The organism is Agrobacterium larrymoorei, assembly GCF_013322225.1.
GTDB classification, from domain to species: domain Bacteria; phylum Pseudomonadota; class Alphaproteobacteria; order Rhizobiales; family Rhizobiaceae; genus Agrobacterium; species Agrobacterium larrymoorei_A.
Genome location: NZ_JAAMFB010000028.1, coordinates 41,345 through 63,840 on the forward strand (window position 1 = coordinate 41,345; position 22,496 = coordinate 63,840).

Annotated in this window: 17 protein-coding genes; 6 read left to right on the top strand and 11 right to left on the bottom strand. The window is 56.6% G+C overall.

The window, feature by feature from the left end; all coding sequences use genetic code 11:
• Positions 1 to 8: 8 nt before the first annotated feature.
• Genes G6L28_RS18120 through G6L28_RS18130 form a run of 3 tightly spaced genes read right to left on the bottom strand, consistent with a single transcriptional unit; the run spans position 9 to position 3,044 of the window.
• A complete protein-coding gene (locus G6L28_RS18120; protein ID WP_174065227.1) occupies positions 9 to 923 on the bottom strand; it encodes a dihydrodipicolinate synthase family protein in 915 nt (304 codons plus the stop codon).
• Entirely contained in the window at positions 916 to 1,875 is a 960-nt protein-coding gene (gene pdxA / locus G6L28_RS18125; RefSeq protein WP_174065228.1) for a 4-hydroxythreonine-4-phosphate dehydrogenase PdxA, read from the bottom strand. The genes G6L28_RS18120 and pdxA overlap by 8 nt, the downstream gene beginning before the upstream one ends.
• Complete coding sequence (locus G6L28_RS18130) at positions 1,872 to 3,044, bottom strand: sialidase family protein (RefSeq protein WP_174065229.1); 1,173 nt, start codon at positions 3,042 to 3,044, stop codon at positions 1,872 to 1,874. The genes pdxA and G6L28_RS18130 overlap by 4 nt, the downstream gene beginning before the upstream one ends.
• Positions 3,045 to 3,334: 290 nt before the next feature.
• Between G6L28_RS18130 and G6L28_RS18135 the strand changes: the two genes are divergently transcribed.
• The 4 genes from G6L28_RS18135 (at position 3,335) to G6L28_RS18150 (ending at position 8,363) form a co-directional block, all read left to right on the top strand.
• The gene (locus tag G6L28_RS18135; RefSeq protein ID WP_174065230.1) at positions 3,335 to 4,843 is read left to right on the top strand and encodes an ABC transporter substrate-binding protein; all 1,509 of its coding nucleotides are present in this window, start codon (positions 3,335 to 3,337) and stop codon (positions 4,841 to 4,843) included.
• 68 nt (positions 4,844 to 4,911) lie between these two features.
• On the top strand, positions 4,912 to 5,826 hold the full coding sequence (locus G6L28_RS18140) for an ABC transporter permease (RefSeq protein ID WP_027675206.1): 915 nt from the start codon (positions 4,912 to 4,914) through the stop codon (positions 5,824 to 5,826).
• A 4-nt stretch (positions 5,827 to 5,830) separates the two neighbouring features.
• Complete coding sequence (locus tag G6L28_RS18145) at positions 5,831 to 6,766, top strand: ABC transporter permease (RefSeq protein WP_234902632.1); 936 nt, start codon at positions 5,831 to 5,833, stop codon at positions 6,764 to 6,766.
• The gene (locus G6L28_RS18150; RefSeq protein WP_174065232.1) at positions 6,759 to 8,363 is read left to right on the top strand and encodes an ABC transporter ATP-binding protein; all 1,605 of its coding nucleotides are present in this window, start codon (positions 6,759 to 6,761) and stop codon (positions 8,361 to 8,363) included. The genes G6L28_RS18145 and G6L28_RS18150 overlap by 8 nt, the downstream gene beginning before the upstream one ends.
• Positions 8,364 to 8,609: 246 nt before the next feature.
• Here G6L28_RS18150 and G6L28_RS18155 read toward each other — a convergent pair whose 3' ends face one another.
• The 5 genes from G6L28_RS18155 to G6L28_RS18175 all read right to left on the bottom strand — a co-directional run bounded on the left by G6L28_RS18155 (position 8,610) and on the right by G6L28_RS18175 (position 16,461).
• Entirely contained in the window at positions 8,610 to 9,944 is a 1,335-nt protein-coding gene (locus G6L28_RS18155) for a telomere resolvase (protein WP_174065233.1), read from the bottom strand.
• A gap of 78 nt (positions 9,945 to 10,022) precedes the next feature.
• The gene (locus G6L28_RS18160; RefSeq protein WP_174065234.1) at positions 10,023 to 11,162 is read right to left on the bottom strand and encodes a M24 family metallopeptidase; all 1,140 of its coding nucleotides are present in this window, start codon (positions 11,160 to 11,162) and stop codon (positions 10,023 to 10,025) included.
• 74 nt (positions 11,163 to 11,236) lie between these two features.
• Positions 11,237 to 12,604, bottom strand: a complete 1,368-nt coding sequence (locus G6L28_RS18165; RefSeq protein ID WP_174065235.1) for a virulence factor family protein — start codon at positions 12,602 to 12,604, stop codon at positions 11,237 to 11,239.
• Entirely contained in the window at positions 12,601 to 15,201 is a 2,601-nt protein-coding gene (gene mprF / locus G6L28_RS18170; RefSeq protein ID WP_174065236.1) for a bifunctional lysylphosphatidylglycerol flippase/synthetase MprF, read from the bottom strand. The genes G6L28_RS18165 and mprF overlap by 4 nt, the downstream gene beginning before the upstream one ends.
• A 222-nt stretch (positions 15,202 to 15,423) precedes the next feature.
• Positions 15,424 to 16,461 carry a dipeptidase gene (locus G6L28_RS18175; protein ID WP_174065237.1) on the bottom strand — a complete coding sequence of 346 codons (1,038 nt, stop codon included), beginning with the start codon at positions 16,459 to 16,461 and terminating at the stop codon, positions 15,424 to 15,426.
• A gap of 104 nt (positions 16,462 to 16,565) precedes the next feature.
• Between G6L28_RS18175 and G6L28_RS18180 the strand changes: the two genes are divergently transcribed.
• Positions 16,566 to 18,074 carry a serine hydrolase domain-containing protein gene (locus G6L28_RS18180; RefSeq protein WP_174065238.1) on the top strand — a complete coding sequence of 503 codons (1,509 nt, stop codon included), beginning with the start codon at positions 16,566 to 16,568 and terminating at the stop codon, positions 18,072 to 18,074.
• Between the two features lie 128 nt (positions 18,075 to 18,202).
• Here the strand turns inward: G6L28_RS18180 and G6L28_RS18185 are convergent, their stop codons facing one another.
• Both G6L28_RS18185 and G6L28_RS18190 read right to left on the bottom strand, forming a co-directional pair.
• Complete coding sequence (locus G6L28_RS18185; RefSeq protein WP_174065239.1) at positions 18,203 to 19,069, bottom strand: D-amino-acid transaminase; 867 nt, start codon at positions 19,067 to 19,069, stop codon at positions 18,203 to 18,205.
• 16 nt (positions 19,070 to 19,085) lie between these two features.
• On the bottom strand, positions 19,086 to 20,144 hold the full coding sequence (locus tag G6L28_RS18190) for a P1 family peptidase (protein ID WP_174065240.1): 1,059 nt from the start codon (positions 20,142 to 20,144) through the stop codon (positions 19,086 to 19,088).
• A 303-nt stretch (positions 20,145 to 20,447) separates the two neighbouring features.
• Between G6L28_RS18190 and G6L28_RS18195 the strand changes: the two genes are divergently transcribed.
• Positions 20,448 to 20,639, top strand: a complete 192-nt coding sequence (locus G6L28_RS18195) for a hypothetical protein (protein WP_174065241.1) — start codon at positions 20,448 to 20,450, stop codon at positions 20,637 to 20,639.
• 453 nt (positions 20,640 to 21,092) lie between these two features.
• Here the strand turns inward: G6L28_RS18195 and G6L28_RS18200 are convergent, their stop codons facing one another.
• Positions 21,093 to 22,487 (bottom strand): hypothetical protein, encoded by a 1,395-nt coding sequence (locus G6L28_RS18200; protein ID WP_174065242.1) that lies wholly within the window; start codon positions 22,485 to 22,487, stop codon positions 21,093 to 21,095.
• Positions 22,488 to 22,496 lie beyond the last annotated feature (9 nt).

Below are 22,496 nucleotides of genomic sequence, written 5' to 3' on the forward strand. Positions count from 1 at the left end.
CCTGCTCCTTACTGCTGTCCCAGCGCATCCATGCGCGCCCAGACGGTTTCGCGTTCCGCATCGGAAAGCTCCACCAGTGGCGGGTGCACGCGCAGCCAGCCATTATCGCCGCGACGCTTCGCCACCATGGCTTTCACGGTTGGAAGCTGCACATAGGAATTGGTCAGTTCGCGCCAGGCGACGATCCTGTCCTGAGCGGCCTTCACGATCTCTTCCTTGCCCGCGATGTTCCAGTTGTCGAAGACGATGCGAAGATCTGATGCAACGAGGTTGGAGCTGGCGGTGATGCAGCCAGCGCCGCCCACCTGCAACAGCGGCAGCAGCACGGGGTCGGCACCGGCCAGAACGCCAAAGCCGGGGAAGGCGGCAACCATGGCCTTCATATTGTCCAGATCGCCGGAGCTATCCTTGATGCCGACGACCACGCCGGGGAAATCCTTGCGCAGACGTGCAATCACATCATGCGGAATGGCAACGCCGGATACCTGCGGAATATGGTAGAGAATGACCTTGAGGCGATCATCTTTCACGCCCTCGATCACCTTGGCATAGGCGCGGTAAATGCCCTCGGCGCTCACGCCTTTGTAGTAGAAGGGCGGCAGCAGAACGACGGCGGGAACGCCTGCTTGCACCGCATGACGGGTCAGTTCGATGGTATCGGAGACGGCCGTCTGTGCGGTGCCGGGCAGAAGCTTTGCTGCGGGAACACCGCCCGCAATCGCTTTTTCCAGAATGTCCATGCGCTGCTTGAGGCCGAAGGAATTGGCCTCGCCCGTGGTGCCGAGAAGCGCCACGCCATCGCAGCCTTCTTCGATCAGCGCTTTGCAATGGGCGGTAAACAGGCGGAAATCCGGCGTGCCGTCTTCAGCGATCGCGGTTGTTGCGGCGCAGTAGACGCCGCTGATATCGAATGCATTAGCCATTGTTCTTCTTCTTTCCTGCAATCAACTTGCGGGCATAAGCGATGGCCGCATTCATGTTGACGTGGTTGGCCTTGCCGGTTCCGGCAATGTCGAAGGCGGTGCCGTGATCGACCGAGGTGCGGTCGATGGGCAGGCCAACGGACACGTTGACGGCGGTGTCGAAGGCGACGAGCTTGATAGGGATATGGCCCTGATCGTGGTACTGCGCGATGACGAGGTCGAACCCGCCCTGATAGGCGCGGTGGTAGACCGTATCGGCAGAAATCGGGCCGTAAACATCGATGCCCTCGGCGCGTGCTTGCGCAACGGCGGGCGCAACGAATTCATCATCCTCAGTGCCGAACAGACCGTTCTCGCCGCAATGCGGGTTGATGCCTGCAACGGCAATCTTCGGCTTGTCGTAACCGATGCGTTTCAGGTGATCGTTACCAGCGCGAATGGTTGCCAGAATACGCTCCGGCTTGGCGCGGGTGATCGCATCCTTCAATGCTACGTGGGTCGAGACATGGATGACCTTGAGGCGATCCGAAGCCAGCAGCATGAAGGCGGATTTGGAGCCGGTCAGCGAGGTCAGCATGCCGGTATGGCCATCATAATGGTGGCCAGCGGAGTTCAGCGCTTCCTTGTTGATCGGAGCCGTTACGATGCAGCCGATCTTGCCTGCGCTTGCCGCTTTCACGGCGCTGTCGATAAAGCGGAAGGAAGCGTCGCCCGAGACCGAGCTGAGCTTGCCCCATGCAACCGGCGCACCTTCGATCTCGATGTCTTCGACAAGACCCGTCAGGTCGAGGTCGGAACCGAGTGCCGTCTTGGCGGCCTCAAGCTGCTTGAGGTTGCCGAAAACGCGGGTGTTGGCCCGGTCCTCGGCGCTCATTTCGGTCAGGGCCTTGATGGTGATTTCCGGGCCGACGCCAGCCGGGTCGCCCATGGTTATGCCAACGATATCGCTCATGCGTTTTCTCCGTCGATCCAGCCTTTTTCAAGCTGCACGTATTTGATGGCGCGTCGGTAATAGGTGTAGGCAAGGTGCAGCGTGCCGTCCTTGCCTTCCAAAAGCGCCGGGTAAGACATTTCCTTGTTGCGGCCATCGACCGAATTGTTCGAAAGGCAGGTGCCGGGACCGTCTTCCACGATGCGCCGCTGCGGGAAGCTCTTGCCGCCATCTGAGGAAACGCACAGCGTCACCGGCGCGCGCGGCACGCCCCAGATTGGAGTGATGCCACCTTCCGCATTCGGGCGATGGTCGTCCTCGCCAAGCTCGTCGTAGAGAGACTCGCGGCGCGCATCGGATGTGGCGGCAGAAACCGGATTGCACAGCAGCGCCACGCGGCCATCGGCTAGGCGAATGGCGGCAATCGAGGAATTGTTGTTCGGCACATCCGTCGCCTGCGGTACGGACCAACTGCGTCCGCCGTCGCGGCTTTCGGTTCGATAGACGAAATCCGACTGGCGGCGGCGGAAGAAGGCGGCCATGTCCTGTCCGCCCAGGGACACGATGGTCATGTGCACACAGCCGAAACTGTCCGGCACATCGGTCACCGCCCAAGTCTTGCCTTCGTCGGTGCTGACGGCGACAGCCGCCGTATCATGCGTGCCGGTCCATTTCGCGCCGGGGCGCGGATTGCAGAGGAAGAGCGGCAGCATCCACGCGCCATCATCGCGGCGTACGATGGTGGCGCGGATGAAGGTTCCGTTGGCCAGACCGATATCGCGGGCCGGGCCGGATGTGATTTCACCGTTCGTCGCGGAAAGATCGTGCATCATCACGCGGCTCTCATCCTGATTGCCGGAAGGCTGCGCGGTGTGGAAAAGCAGGATGTGTCCATCCGGCTTCACATAGATCATCGGATTCTGTTCGGAACGTTCCTCGTCATGGCTGGCAAGGTGAGCCTTCGACCATGTGTCTGCGCCATCCGCCAGCATCGAGATATGAATGGAAATATCGGACTTGCCTTCCAGCGTTCCACCGAACCATGCGCAAGCCAATTCGCCGCCGGGCAGAAAGCTTAGAAACGCCGCATGATTCTGGATTTTGGGGGAGGGAAGAAAGGCTTCCTTACGTCCCTGGCCTGCCGCAAAAAGATGCCCATCCATCTTTGCAGCTATCTCGTCCGGCGTCATGAATTTCCTCCCATCGCGTGCCTTGTTGGTGGAGATAATCCGCTTGTAAACAAATGTTGTCAAGTTGGATTGATGCATATTGCCTTAGTGTTTTGGCGTATGAAATCAAAATAAAACAATAAAAACAATATATTATATAATTAAAACGATAAGAAATTTCTGTAAAGAAGATATTAAGTTGACAAATTGATGATGCCGGTTCAAGTTTATGTCCAGTCAATGTGAGGAGCATCGGCAGCGCAATCCCGGGCCTGGAAAAGGTCCGGGCGCTGTTCATCAGGGAGGAAGTCATGAAGGGTACAAGACTGCTCATCGGCGCGCTGCTGGCTGCGTCTGCGGTAACGCCAAGCTACGCGCAAAGCGCAGGCAAGGACGTCACCATCGTTCTGGATGAAGAAGTGGACCTCGTGGAGCCATGCATGGCCACGCGCTCCAACATCGGACGCATCATTCTTCAGAATGTGTCGGAAACGCTGACCGAGCTCGACGTTCGCAACAACAAGGGCCTTCAGCCACGCCTCGCTGAAAAGTGGGAAGAGTCCAAGCCCGGCACCTGGCGCTTCCATCTGCGCAAGGGCGCAAAGTTCTCCGATGGTTCGGCTTTCGATGCGGGCGATGTGAAGCATTCCATCGAACGTGCCATGAGCAGCAAGCTCTCCTGCGAAACGCCACGCTATTTCGGCGATACCAAGATTTCCGCCAATGTGGTGGATGATAACACCATCGACATTACCGCAGACCCGGCACAGCCGATCCTGCCGCTTCTGATGACGCTCGTCACCATCGTTCCCTCGGAAACGCCGCTGGAATTCACCCGCAACCCAATCGGCACCGGCCCTTATAAGCTGACCGAATGGAAGGCTGGCCAGAACATCACGCTGGAGCGCCGTGACGATTACTGGGGCAAGGCTCCCGATGTCACCAAGGCAACCTATGTCTTCCGTGCCGATCCAGCCGTTCGTGCGGCCATGGTCAAGGCAGGCGAGGCGGATCTTGCGCCGAATATTTCCGAACTGGATGCGACGGATGCGAAGATCGATTTCAGCTATCTGAATTCCGAAACCTTCTACATGCGCGTCGATACCTCCATCAAGCCGCTGGATGACGTGCGCGTTCGCAAGGCACTGAACATGGCGCTGGACCGCGATGCCTTCATCGGCACGCTTTTGCCGAAGGGCGCGGTGAAGGCCGTTGCCATGGTTCCGCCCAGCACGCTTGGCTGGAACCCGGATGTGAAGCCGATGCCTTTCGATCCTGAAGGCGCAAAGAAGCTGCTTGAGGAAGCCAAGGCCGATGGCGTGCCGGTGGATACGCCGATCACCATCGTCGGACGCACCAACAACTTCCCGAATGTCGTCGAAGTTCTGGAAGCCGCCCAGCAGATGTTCGAAGCCGTCGGTTTCAAGACCAAGCTTCAGATGTATGAAGTGGCGGAATTCGAGAAGCAGTATTCCAAGCCATATCCGGAAAATCGTGGTCCGCAGCTCGTTGCTGCCCAGCACGATAACTCCCGCGGCGATCCTGTGTTCTCCATGTACTTCAAATATGACAGCAAGGGCCGTCAGTCCGGTATCGCCAACCCGGAAGTGGACAAGATGATTGCGGATGCAAGTGCTGCCACCGGCGAGCAGCGCACCAAGGACTGGCAGAAGCTCATCGCCTATCTCTACAATGACGAGGTTGCGGATGTCCTGATGTTCCACATGGTTGGTTTTGCCCGCGTCAACCCACGCATCGAGTTCAAGCCCACCATTGCCACGAACTCTTCCTTGCAGCTGTCTGAAATCAGCTTCAAGTAATCCAACCCAACGCCAATCGGAAAAGGCGGGCTCAGTTCCGCCTTTTCTCCATCACCGGAGAAAGTTCGATGGGAAAGAAGATTTACAAGCGGATCATATCGAGCCTGTTCTCGCTGGTTGCGCTTATCGTTATCGTGTTCTTCCTCTCAAGGCTCACCGGCGATCCGGCGGCTCTGTTCCTGCCGATCGACGCCAGCCAGGAGATGCTGGACAAGTTCCGCGAACTTCACGGTCTGAATGACCCGCTGATCGAGCAATTCGGTCGTTACGTCTGGGATGTGCTGCATCTGGACTTCGGTGATAGTCTGCGCAAGGCGCGTCCCGCCATCGACGTCGTGTTGGAAGCCTTCACCTGGACGCTGCAACTGGCGCTGATCACCATCTCGCTCGTCACTGTCGCCGCTATCGTCATCGGTTCGCTCGCAGCCTTCCGCCCCGGCGGCCTGTTCGATCGCTTCGTGTCGCTGGTATCGCTGATTGGCGCATCCGCCCCGGATTTCTGGATCGCCATCGTCGGCATTGTCGTGTTCTCCGTCACGCTCGGCTGGGTTCCAACCTCTGGCACAGGCACCATCTGGCACTGGATTTTGCCGATTGCGGTTCTCTTCATCCGCCCCTTCGGCCTTATTCTGCAGATCGTTCGCGGCTCCATGCTCACCGCCTTCGGCTCGGCCTATGTGAAGACGGCGCGCGCCAAGGGTGTCGGCAACCGCGCCATCATCTTCGTACACACGCTACGCAATGCCATGCTGCCGGTCATCACGGTTATTGGCGATCAGGCCGCTGCCATGCTCAATGGTGCTGTGGTGGTGGAAACCATTTTCGGCTTCCCCGGCGTCGGCAAGCTCATGATCGATTCCATTCTCCAGCGAGATTTCAATGTCATTCTCGCGGCGATCATGGTCACTGCCATCGCCATCTTCATCATGAACCTGCTGATCGACCTTGCCTATGCGGCGCTCGATCCTCGCCTGCGGACGTGAGGCCATGACCATGACCAGTACAATTCCACAGATTGAGACCACTGAGGCCAAAGAACGCAGCCGCTTTGCCGTTGTTCTCGGCATGTTGTGGCGGGACAAGTTCGCCTTCGTCGCCACGCTGTTTCTGATCTTTGCCGTGTTCTGCGCACTCTTCGGGCCGATGCTCCTGAACGATTCAGCGACCGCCATGAACCTGCGCGCCCGCAACATGGCGCCGTTCAGCCTCGCCAATGGCTGGATGTTCGTGCTTGGTGCGGATGCGTTGGGCCGTTCGCTTCTTGCCCGCATCGTGGTCGCGGCCCAGAATACGATGATGATTGCCGCCGGTGCCGTTGTCTGCTCGGCCATCATGGGTTCGCTTCTGGGGCTGGTGGCCGGTTATGCCTCGCAGCGCGTGTCTAATATCATCATGCGTCTGGCCGACGTCATCATGTCCTTTCCGTCGCTGCTGCTCGCCGTCATCGTGCTCTACATGCTGGCGCCATCGGTCGGGAACATCATCATCGTTCTCGCCATCACCCGCATCCCGATCTACTTGCGCACCACGCGTGCCGAAGTGCTGGAAATCCGTCAACGCATGTTCGTGCAGGCGGCGGAAGTCATGGGCGCATCGTCCATGCGCATCGTCTTCCGCCACATCCTGCCGATGGTCATTCCGACGCTGGTGACGATTGCGACGCTCGATTTCGCCTTCGTCATGCTGGCGGAATCCTCCCTGTCCTTCCTCGGCATCGGCATTCAGCCGCCGGAAATCACCTGGGGTCTGATGGTCGCGCAGGGCAAGCAGTACCTGACGAATGCCTGGTGGCTGGCTTTCTGGCCGGGTCTCGCCATCATTCTCACCACGCTCTCGCTCAACCTTCTGTCCAACTGGATGCGTATCGCGCTCGATCCTGTTCAGCGCTGGAGACTGGAAATCGGAGGAAAGAAGAATGGCTGATCATCTGCTGGAAGTCCGCGATCTTTCCGTCCAGTTCCACACCGCAGGCGGCATCGTCAAAGCGGTCAAAGACATCAGCTGGCATCTGGATCGCGGCGAAACGCTTGCGATCCTTGGTGAAAGCGGTTCAGGCAAGTCGGTTTCAGCTTCCGCCATCATGAACCTCATCGATATGCCGCCCGGTGAAATCACCAGCGGGCAGGTGCTGTTCTCCGGCCAGAACCTGTTGAGCATGAATGATGAGCAGCGCCGGGAGATCAACGGCAAGCGGATTGCCATGATCTTTCAGGATCCGCTGAGCCACCTCAACCCGGTCTACACCGTTGGTTGGCAGATCATCGAGGTCATGAAGGTGCATGGTCTTCAGGCAGACGCGGCGCGCAGACGCGCTATCGAACTGTTCACTCGCGTCGGTCTGCCATCGCCAGAAGCGGCTATGGAGAAGTATCCTCACCAGTTCTCCGGCGGCCAGCGTCAGCGCATCATGATTGCCATGGCGCTTGCCATGAAGCCGGACATCGTCATCGCAGACGAACCGACGACCGCGCTCGACGTGACCGTTCAGGCGGAAGTACTGAAGCTTCTGGGCGAATTGCAAAAAGAAACCGGTATGGGCCTTCTGCTGATTACTCACGACCTCGGCGTGGTTGCTGAAATCGCAGATCGTGTCGTTGTCATGAATTCCGGTGAGATTGTTGAGTCCGGAACGCCGGAGGATGTCTATCACAATCCCAAACATCCCTACACGCTCAAGCTCATTTCAGCAGCGCCCGGCAAGGGAGAGATGCACGAGCCGGATGCCAAGGGTGAGCCTCTGCTGCGTGTCGAGTATCTGGAAAAATCCTACGGTGCATTCAAGGCTTTAAAGGGTGTGTCCTTCAACCTTATGCCGGGCGAGACGCTTGCTGTCGTCGGCGAAAGCGGGTCGGGGAAATCTACTCTTGCACGTGCGTTGTTGCGGCTTGAGCCCTCCGACAGTGGTCATGCCTACTGGAAAGGACGTGACCTCCTGACAATGCCGCCGAAGGAACTTTACGGCCTTCGTCGCCAGATGCAGATGGTTTTTCAGGATCCAACACAATCGCTCAATCCGCGAATGTCGGTCTATCAACTCATTTCCGAGGCTTGGGTCATTCACCCGGAAATTCTGCCCAAGGCGAAGTGGCGCGCTCGGGTAGCAGAGTTGCTCGCGCAAGTGGGTCTGTCACCTGCACATGCGTCACGTTATCCGCACCAGTTTTCCGGCGGTCAGCGCCAGCGCATCGCCATTGCCCGCGCTCTTGCACTGGAGCCCGAACTTATCGTTTGCGACGAGGCGGTGTCGGCGCTCGACGTCTCTATCCAGGCGCAGGTCATTGCCCTTCTCGACAAACTGCGCCGTGAACTCGGTATCGCTTTCATTTTCATTGCGCACGATCTGCCAGTGGTTCGAGATTTCGCTGACCACGTCATGGTCATGCAGAACGGCAATATCGTTGAAATGGGAACAGTGCGGCAGATTTTCGAAACGCCGGTTAAGGAGTATACGCAGAAGTTGCTTGCGGCTGGGCTTGATCCGGATCCGCGGGTACAGGCTGCGAAAGCGAGGGCTTCTTGAAGCCGTCACACCATTGACTGTATTGCCTGCGTCTGCACGCCTCACCTGAAAAATCTATGACTTAGCTTGCGCTAAGATCATGATTTTTCTTCCTCTCTCACAGGGGTAGAGGTAGGGAGCTTATCGCAACGGTGAGGCGAATTTATCTCTCTCCCTGTGGGAGATAAAGCAATTTCAACACCTTAGCTTCAGCTGAGTGTTAGAAATTGCAAGTGAGGGGTCGCGCTCTTCTACGCTACGTCTACCTCACTCCCCAAAACCCGGCATCTGGTTCACACTAATCATCTGCCGTATCGTTCTATCAGCCACCCGCTCGGCCCGCGCTTTCGAGTCCACCTCATCCTCGGGGAACGTATAAGACATATAGGACAATGACGTCTCAAGGTCGTTGTTGTTGTGGCCGAGAATAGCGGCGAAATAGCTGTTCTTAGTGACGCTGGAAGGCGCGAAATTGCGATATGCGATCTCGGCGTAGAGGTGGCGTAGGCCATAGGGCTTTGGCGGCTCTTCCTTTGGCCAGACATCCTCGAATTTTGCGATCATCGCGTCGCGCAACGGCAACCGAGCGTCGGATGAAAAGTCATCCACGCTCATGCCGAGCCAAAGTTTGCCGTCACTGCTTTCCCGCAGACGGCGATAGGCATCGAGAACGATCCGGGATTGTTCCAACACCGGAATTTCGTAGGTCACGCCGAATTTCGTGCCCTCGCCCTGTTTGGTTTTCGCCTGTCCGTTGAAAAGCACGCTCCATTTGGAGACGCCCTTACCATAGGGGGCGGGTGACAATTCTGCCTGCGTGAAAACCTCGAAAGGCCGCCGTCCGGTCGTGCCAATCAGCCCAATGCCGATGGTCATGGGGTCGGAGGACAGCAGGAAGCGGCGACAACGCCGCATCACTTCGCCATAGTTTTCGAAGGTGACGAGCGAACCATGCTTGACGGCGATCTTCGCCATCTTGGCCTTGCGCGCTTCGTCGTAAAGCTGCGGCGTGCCGGCAGCGATGCGCAACATCGGGTGCTGATCGCCAAATGCTTCGCGGATCGCGTTGCGATATTTGGTGATGTAGGAAATGACCGTCGCCTGCGCCTTGTCGCCCATCGAAGCCATCTCGGCATCCCACAGGGCCTGCATCTCTTCCTTTTTCGTCATGCCGTTGATGGCGGAGATGAAGTCGGAAACACGCAACAGGAAGCGCGGTTTGCGCCCAACGCTGTTGAGTTCGGCCCGCTCCAGCTTGTCCGCTATTGAGCTTGCGACGCCCTGCTGCGGGTAATCCCCGCGGCTGATAAAGGTATCGAGCCGCTCGCGCAGCTTCTTCATGTTGCAGATGGCAAGCGGCGTCGTCTTCGGACCGAACGCATCCTTCAGCGCATATCTATATTTGACGATGTAGAGTTCGAGCGTTTTCGCTGTGCGGCCATTGTCGAAATGAAAGCGAACTTCCTGGTCCCAGAGTTGGCCGATCTTTTTGGTGTCGTAAGTCCCGTCTTTCTTGACCGTCGACTTAATCTTCTCCACGAATTCGGCGATGCGATCTACAAGTATGGGTGTTTTTGTTTTTCTTTTTTCGACCACGGACATCGCTCGCTCCCTCAGTATGCCTTGGGATAGAAAATCTATATTTGCTGCGCAAGCGCAAAATCGCTCGGTGTCGATAAGTTATGCAAAAGGTTCGGTCGGAGAGTTGGCGGGTTGCGTGAACCAGCGTGCGCCTTCTGCGCTCATATAGATGTGGTCTTCCAAGCGAATACCGAAGCGATCCGGGTAGACCAGCATGGGTTCGTTGGAAAAACACATGCCCTCAGCAAGTGTTTGCCCGTTGCCGCGCACAATATATGGCTCCTCGTGAATTTCGAGACCCAGTCCGTGTCCGGCACGGTGGGGCAGACCGGGTAGCGCGTAACCCGGCCCCAGCCCATGTCTCGCCAGAACTTCGCGGGCGGCGTCATCCAGCGTACTACAGGCGGCACCGAGCTTGGCCGCATCGAACACGGCCTGTTGTGCTTCCCGCTCGATTGTCCAGGCCTTCGCGAAATCGGCGCCCAGCTCATCCAGCACATAGGTGCGGGTCAGATCGGAGTGATAGCCATCGATGCGCGTCCCGGTATCGACCAGAATGACGTCGCGATCCTTCAGTATCTGGTCGCCCTCGGCCCCATGCGGAAGTGAAGTGGCCGCACCGAAGGAAACGATGCAGAATGTCGAGCCGCTTTCGCCAAGCTCGCGGTGCTGCTCATCGATGAAGCGCACGACGTCCGAGGCGCGAGTGCCGGGCTTCATGATAGAATGCGCCCGCTTCTGAACTTCGAGCGTCAGGCCCATGGCATATTTGATGATGGCGATTTCAGACGCCGACTTGCGGCAGCGGAGATCACGGATCAGACGGCTGCCGTCGATAAGGCGATACTGTCCCAGCTTTTGCGCCAGAGCGTGATAGGTGAACAGTGGCAGCGCATCATCCAGCGCAACGCGCCCGTGCTCGCCGACCAGAGAGGCCACAAGCGTCGCAGGGCTTTCTTCTTCCTGCCAGAGATGAACCTCGCCACCGATGTGCGGCAGCGTATCGACGCGGCTCTTCTCGAAGCCCGGGACGATATAGTGCAGGTCGGTCGCGGTGATAACTGCACCCAGCAGGCGCTCACTTTGATGCCAGATAAGACCGGTGAAATAGCGAAGGCTTTCGGTCGAGCCAAGCAGAACCGCACCGACATTATGTTCGGTCATCTTGTGCCGCAGCAGGGCAATCCGTTGAATTCTCTCGGCATCGAAGATGGGGGAGGGCTTGTTTGCTGTTAGCATAGTTGGCGGCCTTTCAGTACGTGCCGCCAAGCTTTACAAAGATGCGCCCTTGTATTCAATATGTCGACAAGCGCTTATTTTAGCAGCCGGTTCTTCAGCGAAGCGACGATACGCTTGGTAAGCGCCTCGTAATCCTCATCGAAATGGTGCCCACCATCGATGCCGATGATTTCGACGCCCTTGTCCTTCAAAGCGGGGCAGGCCGCATCCTCATCGTCCGTTCCATAAACACACTGAACAATCTTGGGGTCGATCTTAGCCAGATCATTGACCGGGTCTTCCGCGCCATCGGCGGAAACGCCAAGCCATCCGCCGACAGAAATTTCGTAAGAGACTTCGTGCGAGAGGGACAACAGGCTCATTTGGACCACTCTGGCTTTGTCTTTATCGGCGAGATTATTAAACGCGACCGGCAAAATGTCTGCACCGAATGAGTAGCCAATCAGCAGAACCTTGTCGACCTTGAACTCCTTACGGTAAGTCTCGATGATCCGCGAAAGATCGCTTGAGATCTCCTCTGGTTTCTTTTCGGACCAGAAGTAACGAAGGGAGTCCACGCCGATGGTCGGAACCCCGTCCTTCTGTAGAAAGTCGCCGACATCCTTGTCCAGGTCGCGCCAGCCGCCGTCGCCGGAGTAGATGATCGCCATCGTGTCCATCGTCGGCTTGGCCTCCAGCACCGTCAGCGGCAAGCCGAGTGGATTGTCCGAATTCGCGGCGGCCTCAATCCGGTCCTGCAGGATCTGAATCAGTGCCGCCTGCGCGTCGTCCTTCACGTCGCTGACGTCGATATCGGGATGCGATTGCACCAGCGTGTTGACGTGGTCTCGGCCCTTTTGGTCGGCCTTGCTCGTAAACAGCACGTTGACCGGCGCAGGCAGTGGACCATCCGTCAGGCCGTAAATGGTGCGGCCATTGTCCTTCTGCTTGGTCGCTGGCGTGCACAAAACCTTTTCCAGCGGAATACCGGCAACCGGATCGACGGCCACGGCTTCGCCAACCGTTGCAGCCGGGCTCTGCGCTATCATCGCCAGCGCCAGCGTGCCGCCTTCGCCGATACCGGCGATTAGCGGTGGGCTATAGTTGGAAACTCCGGCCTTGCGTTGGATTTCCTGCGCGAGTTCCTCGATGTCGGAAATCATGTAGATGCAGTCGTCGTCATCGGCTTTCAGCGCTTCCAGATATTTCGGAAGATCGATACCGACGACGGCGGCGCCTTTTTCGAGAAGCGCATCGGCCTGCGCCTGCTCTTCCGGACCCCAGCCGTTTTCATCCGAAATCAGGAATACGCTGGAGGTCAGTTCTCCATCCGGCAGCATGATGTGATCGGCGGGGATCATGCCGGTCTGGTAATCCGCCTTGTTGTCCTGCGCGGAGGCGGCTACGGGAAAAAGGAATGCCGCTGCAAGCAGCGCAGCCTTGAGATGTTTCAAACCCGTCATTTGCCGATCACTCCTCTGACGCCGCCGCTGATCAGAACGGTTGCATCCATCAATGCCAGTGCTGCACTCGTACCGTTCGACACGGCAACGTAACGTGGTTCCCATTTGGGGTGGAATTTGGATTTGAACGCTCGCAGTCCCTTGAAATTGTAAAAACGTTCACCGTGCTCGAATAGGGTTCCTCCGATGCGATCCCATACCGGAGCCGCATCACGCTTGGACATGCCTGAGAGCGGCGCCATGCCTAGGTTGAAATAAGAATATCCCTGCTCACGCATATATTCAATAATGCTTACGAACAGAAAGTCCATTGAGCCGCGTGGTGCGTCCGGCGAAAAACGCATCAGATCGACGGTCACTTCCTTCTTGGTTTCCGTCACCATCAGGTTGGCGAATGCGGTAATCTCGCCGTCCTTGTGCAGCACGGCCACAGGCTGCGACAGGATGTAATCCCGTTCGAAGGCGCCGAGCGAGAAGGTCTTTTCGCGGGTGTTATGATGCTCCAGCCAGGAGTCCGAGACACCCTTCAGGTCGTCGTAGATATCCGCGACCCCAGGCCTGTCGATAACCGAGAACGTAAGCCCGTCCCGTGCACCGCGGCTCAACGACTGCCGCAGGTTGGCAAGCTTTCCGCCCTTCAGCTCGAAGCGGGTGAGGTCGATCATCGCCAGTTCGCCCAGTTTGAAGGAGCGAAGCCCGGCATCTGTGCAATATGGCAGAACGGCGGACGAAATCTGATAGAATACGGCACGTCCGCCGGAAGCGCGCGCACTCTCCACGAACTGCCAGACCAGATCGGCAAAATCCCGCTCATCACCCACCGGATCGGCCAGTGCAATCCATGAACGCCCGCGAATGCCATACATGATGAAGGCGTTACCGTTTTCCGAAAACATCACATGCTTGTCGCCCATACGCACCAGATTAGCGTCGGCAACATCCTGCTTCTGGACGATGGCGGTCGCTTTTTCGATGTCATCGGAATGTATTTCCTCGGGTCGATAGATCACCGGACGCAAAAGGCTGAAGATTGCTACGGTAGAGGAGGCGAGCACCAGTCCTAACAGCGCGCGCAGTCCGCGCGGCGCTTCTTCTGAAAATTCGAACTGCCACCAGAGGGTCTGGCTGTAATCCGTATCGCGATACACGAAAAAGAGTATGGTCGCCGCGCCTGCCACAATGACGGCCATTGCGGCAATCCAAGCGGGGCCAAGCGCTTGACGCAGCAGTGAAGCGTGGCGGTTAAAGGCGCGAATGTTGAAAAACAGCGCCACGATGAAAATGGCGAGGAAGATGGCCTCGAAAACGGCGATGGCCTTGATCAGTGACAGGAACAAACCGCCCGCGGCTGCAACCAGCGCCACCCACCACGCGCCGTCCAGCCGCTGGCTGAGGCCACGGGACGCGACGACCAGCACGAGACCGAGAATACTAGAGAGAAAGTGAGCGGCTTCGATGATCGGCAGCGGCACGAAGGTGGAAAGGAAATCGAGATTACTGTCCGGTGTCGGGGTAACGCTCGAAAAGATCAGCATCGTGCCGAGGATCAGCGCGTAGGCAGAAAGCAACGATGGCGCGAGCCGTCCCGCCAGATTGCCGATATCGGTCATCACAGGCTTTGCGGCAAATTGCTTCATTTCGGTAACGAGCATCAGGATGATCGCGACCAGCAGTGGCAGCACATGGTAGACCATGCGGTAAAGAACAAGACCACCGAGAAGTTGATCGAGGCTGATTGCGTTGCCGAGACCGGCAACCATCACCGTTTCGAAAACGCCAAGACCCGCAGGAACGTGGCTGAGAACACCGAGGCCGACAGCGGTGGCGTAGATCGCGAAGAAGGAGGGCCAGCCAACATTCGTTTCCGGCAATAGCACGTAGAGAACGGAAGCAGACGCAGCGATATCCAAGGCCGAAACAAGGAACTGGCGCGACGACGTGCGGCTATCCGGCAGGCGAAGCTTGAGCTGCCATATCTGGATCACCTTGCCGTTGCGGCCCAAGAACATCAACGTTGCCAGTATGGCGATGACGACCAGCGCAATGCCGCGCAGCCATCCGGCTTCCACACCAATGATGCTTGCAACGCGTGGCGCGACGATGAGGGTGGATAATGCGCTGACCGCAAGCAGGCCAAGACCGAAAGAAAGAGTGACGAAAGCGATGATGCGGGCAATATCGCTCGGTGTCAGTCCCAGGCGCGAATATGCACGGAAGCGTATCGCGCCGCCGCTCAAGGGGCCGAAACCAGCCGTGTTGCCCACCGCATAAGCGATGAAAGCAGTTGCGATGACTGATGGCGTCGGCAGCTTCTTGCCGATATATTCGATGGCATTCGCATCGTAGCAAATCAGCGCTGCGAAACTGAGGGCCGTGAACAGCACCGCCAGAAAAGCGGATTTCCAGCTGGTGTCGGCGAGCGCCATGACAATATCGTCATATCTGACTTCCGACGTCAGCTTGTAGATCGTAACCGTCATCAGAGCGAAGACGATCGTTACGGCAAGCGAGGTGAGATAGGGCCTGTATCGTTCGAAGAACCCGGTCAAGCCAGCTTCGGCCTCTTCGATTTCCGCGACGTCGCTTTTTTCAGTCATATGCTTTTCCACGAAACCTGATCGCTTGGGAACGAACCATAGAATCACAATGCTAACCGTTTGTGCTTTCAAAAATACGAAGAACTTCCTTTCGTTCCTGTATTTATTAGGCGACGCGCAGTAACAGCCAGATACGGCAAAGGGTTCTGATCCTTTGTCGCATGGAAAGCAACTATCCAATAATTAATATTGCCGGAGAGGGGATCGGCTGGAAGTGCCGTCTTAACCGCCCCAGGTTTTTTCCAGCACGCGTAGCCAGTTCCCATGGCAAATCTTTTCCAGCGAAGACTGATCGTAACCTGCTGCTTTCAGTGCGTCGACCAGACGTGGCAAATCGGAAGCATCTTTCATTGAGGCTGGAATGGTTGTGCCATCGAAGTCCGAGCCCATAGCAACGTGGTCGATGCCGATGCGATTGACGATGTAGTCCACGTGGCGCACCAGTTCATGCAAGTCCGTATCAGGGTTCTTGATGCCGTCCTGCCGCAGGAAAAGAACGCCGAAATTAATGCCGACAAGTCCACCGGTGTCACGAATGGCGTCCAGTTGCCGGTCGGTCAGGTTGCGGCTGTGATTGCAAAGCGCATGGGCATTGGAATGGGACGCAACCAGCGGCGCATCCGTAATCTCTGCGATATCCCAGAAGCCCTGCTCGTTCATGTGTGAAAGATCGACCATGATCTTCAGTTCGTTGCAAGCCTTGACCAGACGTTTGCCGGCATCCTTCAGGCCGGGGCCGATATCCGGCGTCGAAGGAAAGCGGAAGGGAACGCCATAGGCAAATATATTGGGTCTACTCCAAACTGGACCGAGCGTACGGAGCCCCGCCTGGTGCAGAACGTAAAGCGCATCGAGATCAGGATCGATGGCCTCTACACCCTCGATGTGGAAAACAGAGGCAAAAGCACCTTTAGCCATGGCTCCACGGATGTCGGCAGCGCTACGGCAAACCTGAACATTGCCTTCCGACGCCGCTTCGATGTTGAAAAGCAGCCGTGCCATACCAAGCGTTGCAGAAAGCGCTGACTGCTGGGTTGGAGCAAGAAAATCGCCGTTGGCATCTGTCCCACGCGGGGAGGGAACGTAGATCGCGCAAAGTCCACCCACCAGGCCGCCCTTGCGGGCCTTGGGCAGATCTATGTGACCGACCGCTTCGCCTTGAAGGAACTGCTTTTCCGGATTTGAATGGCCCGAAAGTTTCAGGCGAAGCAGCACGTCATTATGGCCATCGAATACTGGCACCAAGGTATGATCAGTCATAAAAATCGCTTTCAGTCATTTCATGCAAAGGCGTTGCCCTACTCTGCAGATAGGTGCAAATGCACTGGACGTACAGGTCTAAGACCGTTTTGAGCGAGAAAGACATGCAGGAAGAACTGGATTGGAGCGCCGCCTCCGCAACCGCCGAGCGTTTTGCGTCACTCTGGAAAGTCGATGAGCCCGGTGGTGCAGTGGTCGGGTTCGACCGTTCCGGCATTCGTTTTTCGCATTCCGGCGGTGTCGAAAGTCTCTCCACGTTTGCCCCGTTTACGCCTCACAGCGTGGTGCGTTACGCCTCGGTCACGAAGCACGTTTTCTGCGCCATGGTTCTTGCAAACGATCATCTGCTGTCGCTGGAAGATACGCTCGGGCAGCATTTACCCGAGTTGCAGTCCCCGCTTCGAGATGTGACTGTCGGACAGGCGCTGGACATGAGCGGTGGATTGCCGGATGTTCGTGAGTGTCTCTCTTTGCTGGGTCTTTCAGTCTATACCGAGACCAAGGCCGCACAACTGCTTGATTATATTTCCAGACAGACCCGCCTGAATTTTGCCGCAGGCAGCGAGGTGTCCTACTCCAATACCGGCTACCGTCTTGTGGAGGCTGCGCTGGAGCGAAAAGGGCTACGGTTCGACGACTTCGTTCAGCAAAGCCTCGCGGCTCCCCTCGGCGTTTTTCTGACGGCCCCGGATGTCTGGAACGATCCCGTTAAAGGTCTCGTGCCGGGATACTGGAAAGGGAAATCCGGCTGGCAGCTCTCTTCTGCTGGTCTGCATATCTCCGCATCGGGCAGTCTTGCAGGTAGCGCGGAGGCCCTCGTTTCGTGGTTGCGATGCCTGTTGAGGGGCGACCACGGCTTCGAAGGTGCTCTGGAGAAAATGTCGGCTTTCCGTTCACTCGCAGATGGCCGGTCGAGTGAATACGGGCTTGGCCTTCGCTGGTCCCATCTTGGCGAGCGGCGTTTTGTGGGACACGGTGGGTCGCATCCCGGCTACAAATCCTACTTTTTGCTCGACCCTGAATACGGCACAGGCTTCGTGGTTGTTTCAAATCGTGAAGACACGAGCGGTTTCAAGATATCGCTTGAGAGCATGGCCGCATTGACGGGGCAGCCTTTGCCGCACCCATCATCACGCCTGCCAGATGGCCTCTATATTACGAAAACCGGGCCTTGGTGGCTGGAGATCAAAGGCAGCACATGCATTTTCCTTGATGCGGAAGATACGCTTTACGAAGACGGTGACGGCCGGGTTTCCTCCCGCTCCGCATCGTCACCCATGCGTTTGCGGCAGGAAGGAGAAGTTTTGGTGGGGGAAGCCGGTCACGCAGCCCGATGCTTCTTTCCTGTCGGTCAGGAACCCGTGCCTTCGGCGCTCGAAGGTTGCTGGCGCTCTAACGATGGCGCTGAATTCGAGGTATCGAATGGTGCGCTGACCATGGGCGTAGGTCCGCTTCGACAAATCATGCCGTTGACGTCACTCGGCAATGGACGATTTTTATTCACGCTCCACGATGGTCCGTGGACCAAGCGCACCTGCCTGAACACGCTTTCAGAAAACCACGTCGAACTCGTCTCCAGCCGTGCCCGGATGATCGAGTACAGGCGGGTCTGAAAAACCCGCCTTCCTTCATGCCGGGCTCCACCCGGCATCCAGGAGACGCGGGACTGCGCGCCGAAGAGCTTTATTGATCAAAGGCTTGATCTCACTCTAGCTGTCTCGTTGAGACTAGGTCGGCAATTTCAAATCGCCGTGCGCTTCGCGTGTTCGATGTAAAGTTCACGCAAACGGCTGACTAGCGGACCGGGCTTGCCATCGCCGACGGGCTTCTCGTCGATCTTTGTCACGGAAACCACGAAATTCGAGGCGCTCGACAACGCTGCTTCCTTGGCGCCCAGTGCTTCCTGAAGCGTGAATGCTCGTTCTTCCAGCGTCAGCCCCGCCTCGTTCACCAGTTGAAGTGCCGCCTGGCGTGTGCAGCCTGGCAGCGTCTTGTTGCTGTTTGCGCGTGTGACGAGTTTGTCGTCCTTGGTGATGATGTAGGCCGTAGAAGACGCGCCTTCGGTAACGTAGCCGTCTTCGATCATCCAGGCCTCATCGCAGCCATGCTCTTTTGCGATGCGCTTTGCCAATACCTGCGGCAGCAGGCAAACGGATTTGATGTCGCGGCGTTCCCAGCGCTGATCGGGAACGGACTTCACCGCGATGCCCGACGTTTCGATTGCTCCACCCAGCAGCTTCTTTGCCTGCGTAAACATGACGAGTGTGGGCTTCAGATCGGCATCGAACAGGAAGTTGCGATCTTCTGCGCCACGCGTGACCTGCAAATAGATCATGCCCTCAATCAGATTATTGTCGATGATCAAGCGGCGCTCGGCCTCCACGATTTCCTGCGTCGTCACCGGCAAACGGATGCCGATTTCACCGACGCTCCGCTCCAAACGCGCCATGTGAAGATCGCTGTCGATGAGCTTGCCATCGAGAACGGAGGTGACTTCATAAATGCCGTCACCGAACAGGAAGCCGCGATCGAAAATGGAGATGCTCGCCTCGGCTTCAGGCAGAAATGCGCCATTGACATAGACGATACGGGCGGTGCTGCTTGGCATGATATTCCTCTGGATTTCAGGTCTTGAAAAAGGCTGTCAACGCTTCGATAGAAATGGAAGGAACGCTCCAGACCTTTCTTTTCGCCGCATCGAAACCTGTGGTGTCGGTTGCAGCGCAAAGGGAGTTGAGAATCGCCTCTTCCGTTGCTTCTATCGCAGCTTCGAACAGGGGCGAAATCATGTCGTTGGAGATTTCGGCGTAAGCGTGAAGTTTTTTGCGTCTCTCAGGTGTTCGGCGCACTTCTTCTGCGGTCGAGAAGGCAAGCGCGTAATCTCCGGAGCCGTTGCTCAGTGCTGCGCCGGTGCGGGCCAAACCGCCAAACGCACGCGCTCCCAGTCGTTTCAGGTTGCGAGAAGATAGAGGCGCGTCCGTTGCGACGATGATAATGATCGAGCCGTCCTTGTCGTGAAAGAGCGGATTGTCGAACGGCTTTCCGGCAACTAACAGTTTGCCGCCATAGTTGGTTTGCACGAGTATGCCCAGAACATAATCCTGTTTTGCGATGCGTACTATTCTCGAACTCGTGCCGATGCCGCCTTTCATGCCGAACGCTACGGTGCCCGTGCCTGCGCCGACACATCCCTCCGCAACGAAACCTGCCTGCGCATCATTCAGAGCGGCCTTGATTTCTTCTGTTGTCGGTCTACCCGCGCGGATATCGTTCAGTTTCGAGTCGTTCGTCTCTCCAACGACGGCATTGATGGAAACGACGCTCTCATTCCCTGGCTGTGACAGCGTATATTGATTGATTGCCTCTATAGCTCTTCCGGTCCCAAGCGTATTGGTGAGTACAATGGGTGTTTCGATCTCGCCCAATTCCTCGATCTGGGTTGCACCGATAAATTTGCCAAAGCCATTATAGATGGAAAGTGCCGCCGGCACTTTGTCGTGAAACAGGTTTCCGTCATGCGGTAAAATTGCGGTCGCCCCAGTTCGGATGCTGTCACCTTCCACGACCGTGAAATGACCTATCTTGACGCCCTTAACGTCGGTGATCGCGTTCAGGGCTCCCGTTGGGAAGTGGCTGGTCACGAAGCCCACATCGCGCAATCTGGGTCGTCGGGATTTTGGCATTCATTCACTCATAAAGACGGATGTCGCGGCAACTGTTTGAGTACAGCCTTGAAGAAGTTCCTTCAAGTCACCAAGCCCTGGTGAATGTCGACCAAGCGGCTAGAAAGGAAGCGACACTGAGTTCTTCGTAGCGGGCAGAAAGTTCGAACCGCTATCGCAGCCATTTCGGCAAAGACGGTGCAAAGCGAAAGCATTTGCGGGATGGCTCTGAAAAATAGAATAGTTATTTAGTAGACTAAATTGACATCAATCTCTCCTGCGGCGAAACTGTCATTCCCAATTTTGGATAAGGAGAAACATGACATGCCAATCGGATTCAATCTGTTTTCCTTTGATATTTTTCATGCCCTTCGTCGTCCGAATAAAGTTGCTGAACGATCTACAGCTTCTGAGCGGGATAAAATCAGCACGGAAGATGATGGAAGCGATGAGCGTCAGCGTGAACGCGAAGCGGACATGGCTTTATGGGGGTTTGCCTATTATCCGGTTATGTAACCTCAATTTGTGACCTTCGGGCGCTAGCAATCGGGTTTCTGTTGGCTTGACGGAATTCAGTCGGTGATGCCACTGGATTTCTAATCCAATGGCCTAGCCGTTCGTCGGACAACAGCTGGCAACAATAGCCGCGCCAAGCCGGTGCAGCGGACTGGCTGTCAACTAAACGATGTGCTTTATATTCAAAGGGTAATCAAGCCTTATCCGGCAGCGGGATGAGGGTTTGATAACCCGCTCACGGTGCGGAAATGATTGCGCTCCGTAGGTTTGTCGCTACGTCGAGAAGTGTTATTGAATTAATTGGTGAATTTTATGTCATGTCGAAAAGGTCGGGGCGAAATGCTCCGATAGGTGTGTCCCGAAACTGAAGTGGCGGAACCGCAGGCAATAAAAAGGCCCGCCGAGGCGGGCCTTTCAAACTGCATTACGGAAGATTGACGAGGGCAATCCGCGTTATTGCCAGTGCGCTACGTCCGGTCGTCGGTAAAATCTTGAGTTTCTACCGGTCGGTTCATAAATGGGTCGCACTCCCTCGGCCTCGAGCTTTTGACGAAGGACACCGGGAAATACGCCAGCACGATCTGACAGAAGAGCGAGACAAACATGTTCGGCGATAAAGGCATCCACGGAATCAGCGAGGATGTATTGCTGCTCACGCCGCGTGGCAATATTGATCCGGGTCTCAGTGTTTAAATAACCGAGGCGAAGCAGTTCGCCAATCGTGCCTCTCGCCGTACCGATCCGGCGTTCAGTATCTCGGACATTGAGGTGTCTATGACTATCGTTGCCTTTCAGTGTTGCCACTTCAGGAATAGATTGGCTCAACCAGGCTCTGGCTTCCTCCCAATCCACAAACAGGTTCGAGAGCGTCGCCCGACCGTCTTTGAAATGGAGGCTTTTCAAAGAACCTTCCAGGCCCAATTTGAGGATGGCCTCGGTTTGGCAACCACATCTTTGCGCTGCTTTGTCCAGTCGCACCAGGCCGTCCGTATTCGAACCGTTTAGTGAACGCCCGAAAAGCGCCTTCTTAAATGCTTCGAATTCGGACCGTTGGACACGCGAAAACACGCGTGCTCCGTCCTTTGGTTGCTCCACGCGGCGCAGAAGTCCGGCATCGAGAATTGCTCGCATGCGGTCATCCGTGATGCCGAGGGCCGTCCGGATTTCAACGCTGGTCATCGTGTCCAGCGCATCGGACAATACCTCATGGCCCCGACTTGCATCGAAGTAAATCTGGGCGCTCGTCAGTTGTGAGGGTGCAATGAGATTGGCTTCCAGAAGCAGGTCCTGGATACGGTCTTCCATCATGCCATATTCAAGGCTTGCCGATCTGATCGAATGCAGATGGCGTTTTCGGGTGGGCAGTACAAAGGCGTCATCAGGACCCAACGGAAGATTTCGCTCTGCGATGTCCTGAAAAATCTCGGTTACGAGGGAGAATTCAGGCTTCTTGTGATTGCGCAGCAGCCAATCTCGCAACGGCCCGAAAAAGGAAGCCATTTCATAGACCATCGGTTTTGATTGTTCGACCGCCTGGCAAATAATCTTCTCAATCAGATCGCGTCCGGCCGAGGCGGAACCAAACCCGCACTCGACGTCGGAATGCGACGCCAAGTCGCAACGGTCGTATGCGATCCGGTGCGTCTTCTGGAAGCGACCGAAATGACGGCAAAGATCGACAGCCACATAGGTTTCGAAATTGTCGAGAAAACCGCTGGCAGGGAGACCATTGATCCTTGCGACCACATGTTGATCGATCTGAAACGAGGAGGCTGCGCTGGCGTCGACCGCCTCTTCGCGGATCAGCGTATTCGTATGAGGCGGGTCTGATTTTGCATGCGGGAACATTTAGTGAAC

Bases quoted from the DNA above. Each gene is read 5' to 3' on its own strand.
- G6L28_RS18185 (WP_174065239.1), bottom strand. From the start codon at position 19,069: ATGCCAAGCAGCACCGCCCGTATCGTCTATGTCAATGGCGCATTTCTG.
- G6L28_RS18155 (WP_174065233.1), bottom strand. From the start codon at position 9,944: ATGTCCGTGGTCGAAAAAAGAAAAACAAAAACACCCATACTTGTAGAT.
- G6L28_RS18160 (WP_174065234.1), bottom strand. From the start codon at position 11,162: ATGCTAACAGCAAACAAGCCCTCCCCCATCTTCGATGCCGAGAGAATT.
- G6L28_RS18135 (WP_174065230.1), top strand. From the start codon at position 3,335: ATGAAGGGTACAAGACTGCTCATCGGCGCGCTGCTGGCTGCGTCTGCG.
- G6L28_RS18200 (WP_174065242.1), bottom strand. From the start codon at position 22,487: ATGTTCCCGCATGCAAAATCAGACCCGCCTCATACGAATACGCTGATC.
- G6L28_RS18190 (WP_174065240.1), bottom strand. From the start codon at position 20,144: ATGCCAAAATCCCGACGACCCAGATTGCGCGATGTGGGCTTCGTGACC.
- G6L28_RS18150 (WP_174065232.1), top strand. From the start codon at position 6,759: ATGGCTGATCATCTGCTGGAAGTCCGCGATCTTTCCGTCCAGTTCCAC.
- G6L28_RS18175 (WP_174065237.1), bottom strand. From the start codon at position 16,461: ATGACTGATCATACCTTGGTGCCAGTATTCGATGGCCATAATGACGTG.
- G6L28_RS18180 (WP_174065238.1), top strand. From the start codon at position 16,566: ATGCAGGAAGAACTGGATTGGAGCGCCGCCTCCGCAACCGCCGAGCGT.
- G6L28_RS18165 (WP_174065235.1), bottom strand. From the start codon at position 12,604: ATGACGGGTTTGAAACATCTCAAGGCTGCGCTGCTTGCAGCGGCATTC.
- G6L28_RS18120 (WP_174065227.1), bottom strand. From the start codon at position 923: ATGGCTAATGCATTCGATATCAGCGGCGTCTACTGCGCCGCAACAACC.
- G6L28_RS18130 (WP_174065229.1), bottom strand. From the start codon at position 3,044: ATGACGCCGGACGAGATAGCTGCAAAGATGGATGGGCATCTTTTTGCG.
- pdxA (WP_174065228.1), bottom strand. From the start codon at position 1,875: ATGAGCGATATCGTTGGCATAACCATGGGCGACCCGGCTGGCGTCGGC.
- G6L28_RS18140 (WP_027675206.1), top strand. From the start codon at position 4,912: ATGGGAAAGAAGATTTACAAGCGGATCATATCGAGCCTGTTCTCGCTG.
- G6L28_RS18195 (WP_174065241.1), top strand. From the start codon at position 20,448: ATGCCAATCGGATTCAATCTGTTTTCCTTTGATATTTTTCATGCCCTT.
- G6L28_RS18145 (WP_234902632.1), top strand. From the start codon at position 5,831: ATGACCATGACCAGTACAATTCCACAGATTGAGACCACTGAGGCCAAA.
- mprF (WP_174065236.1), bottom strand. From the start codon at position 15,201: ATGACTGAAAAAAGCGACGTCGCGGAAATCGAAGAGGCCGAAGCTGGC.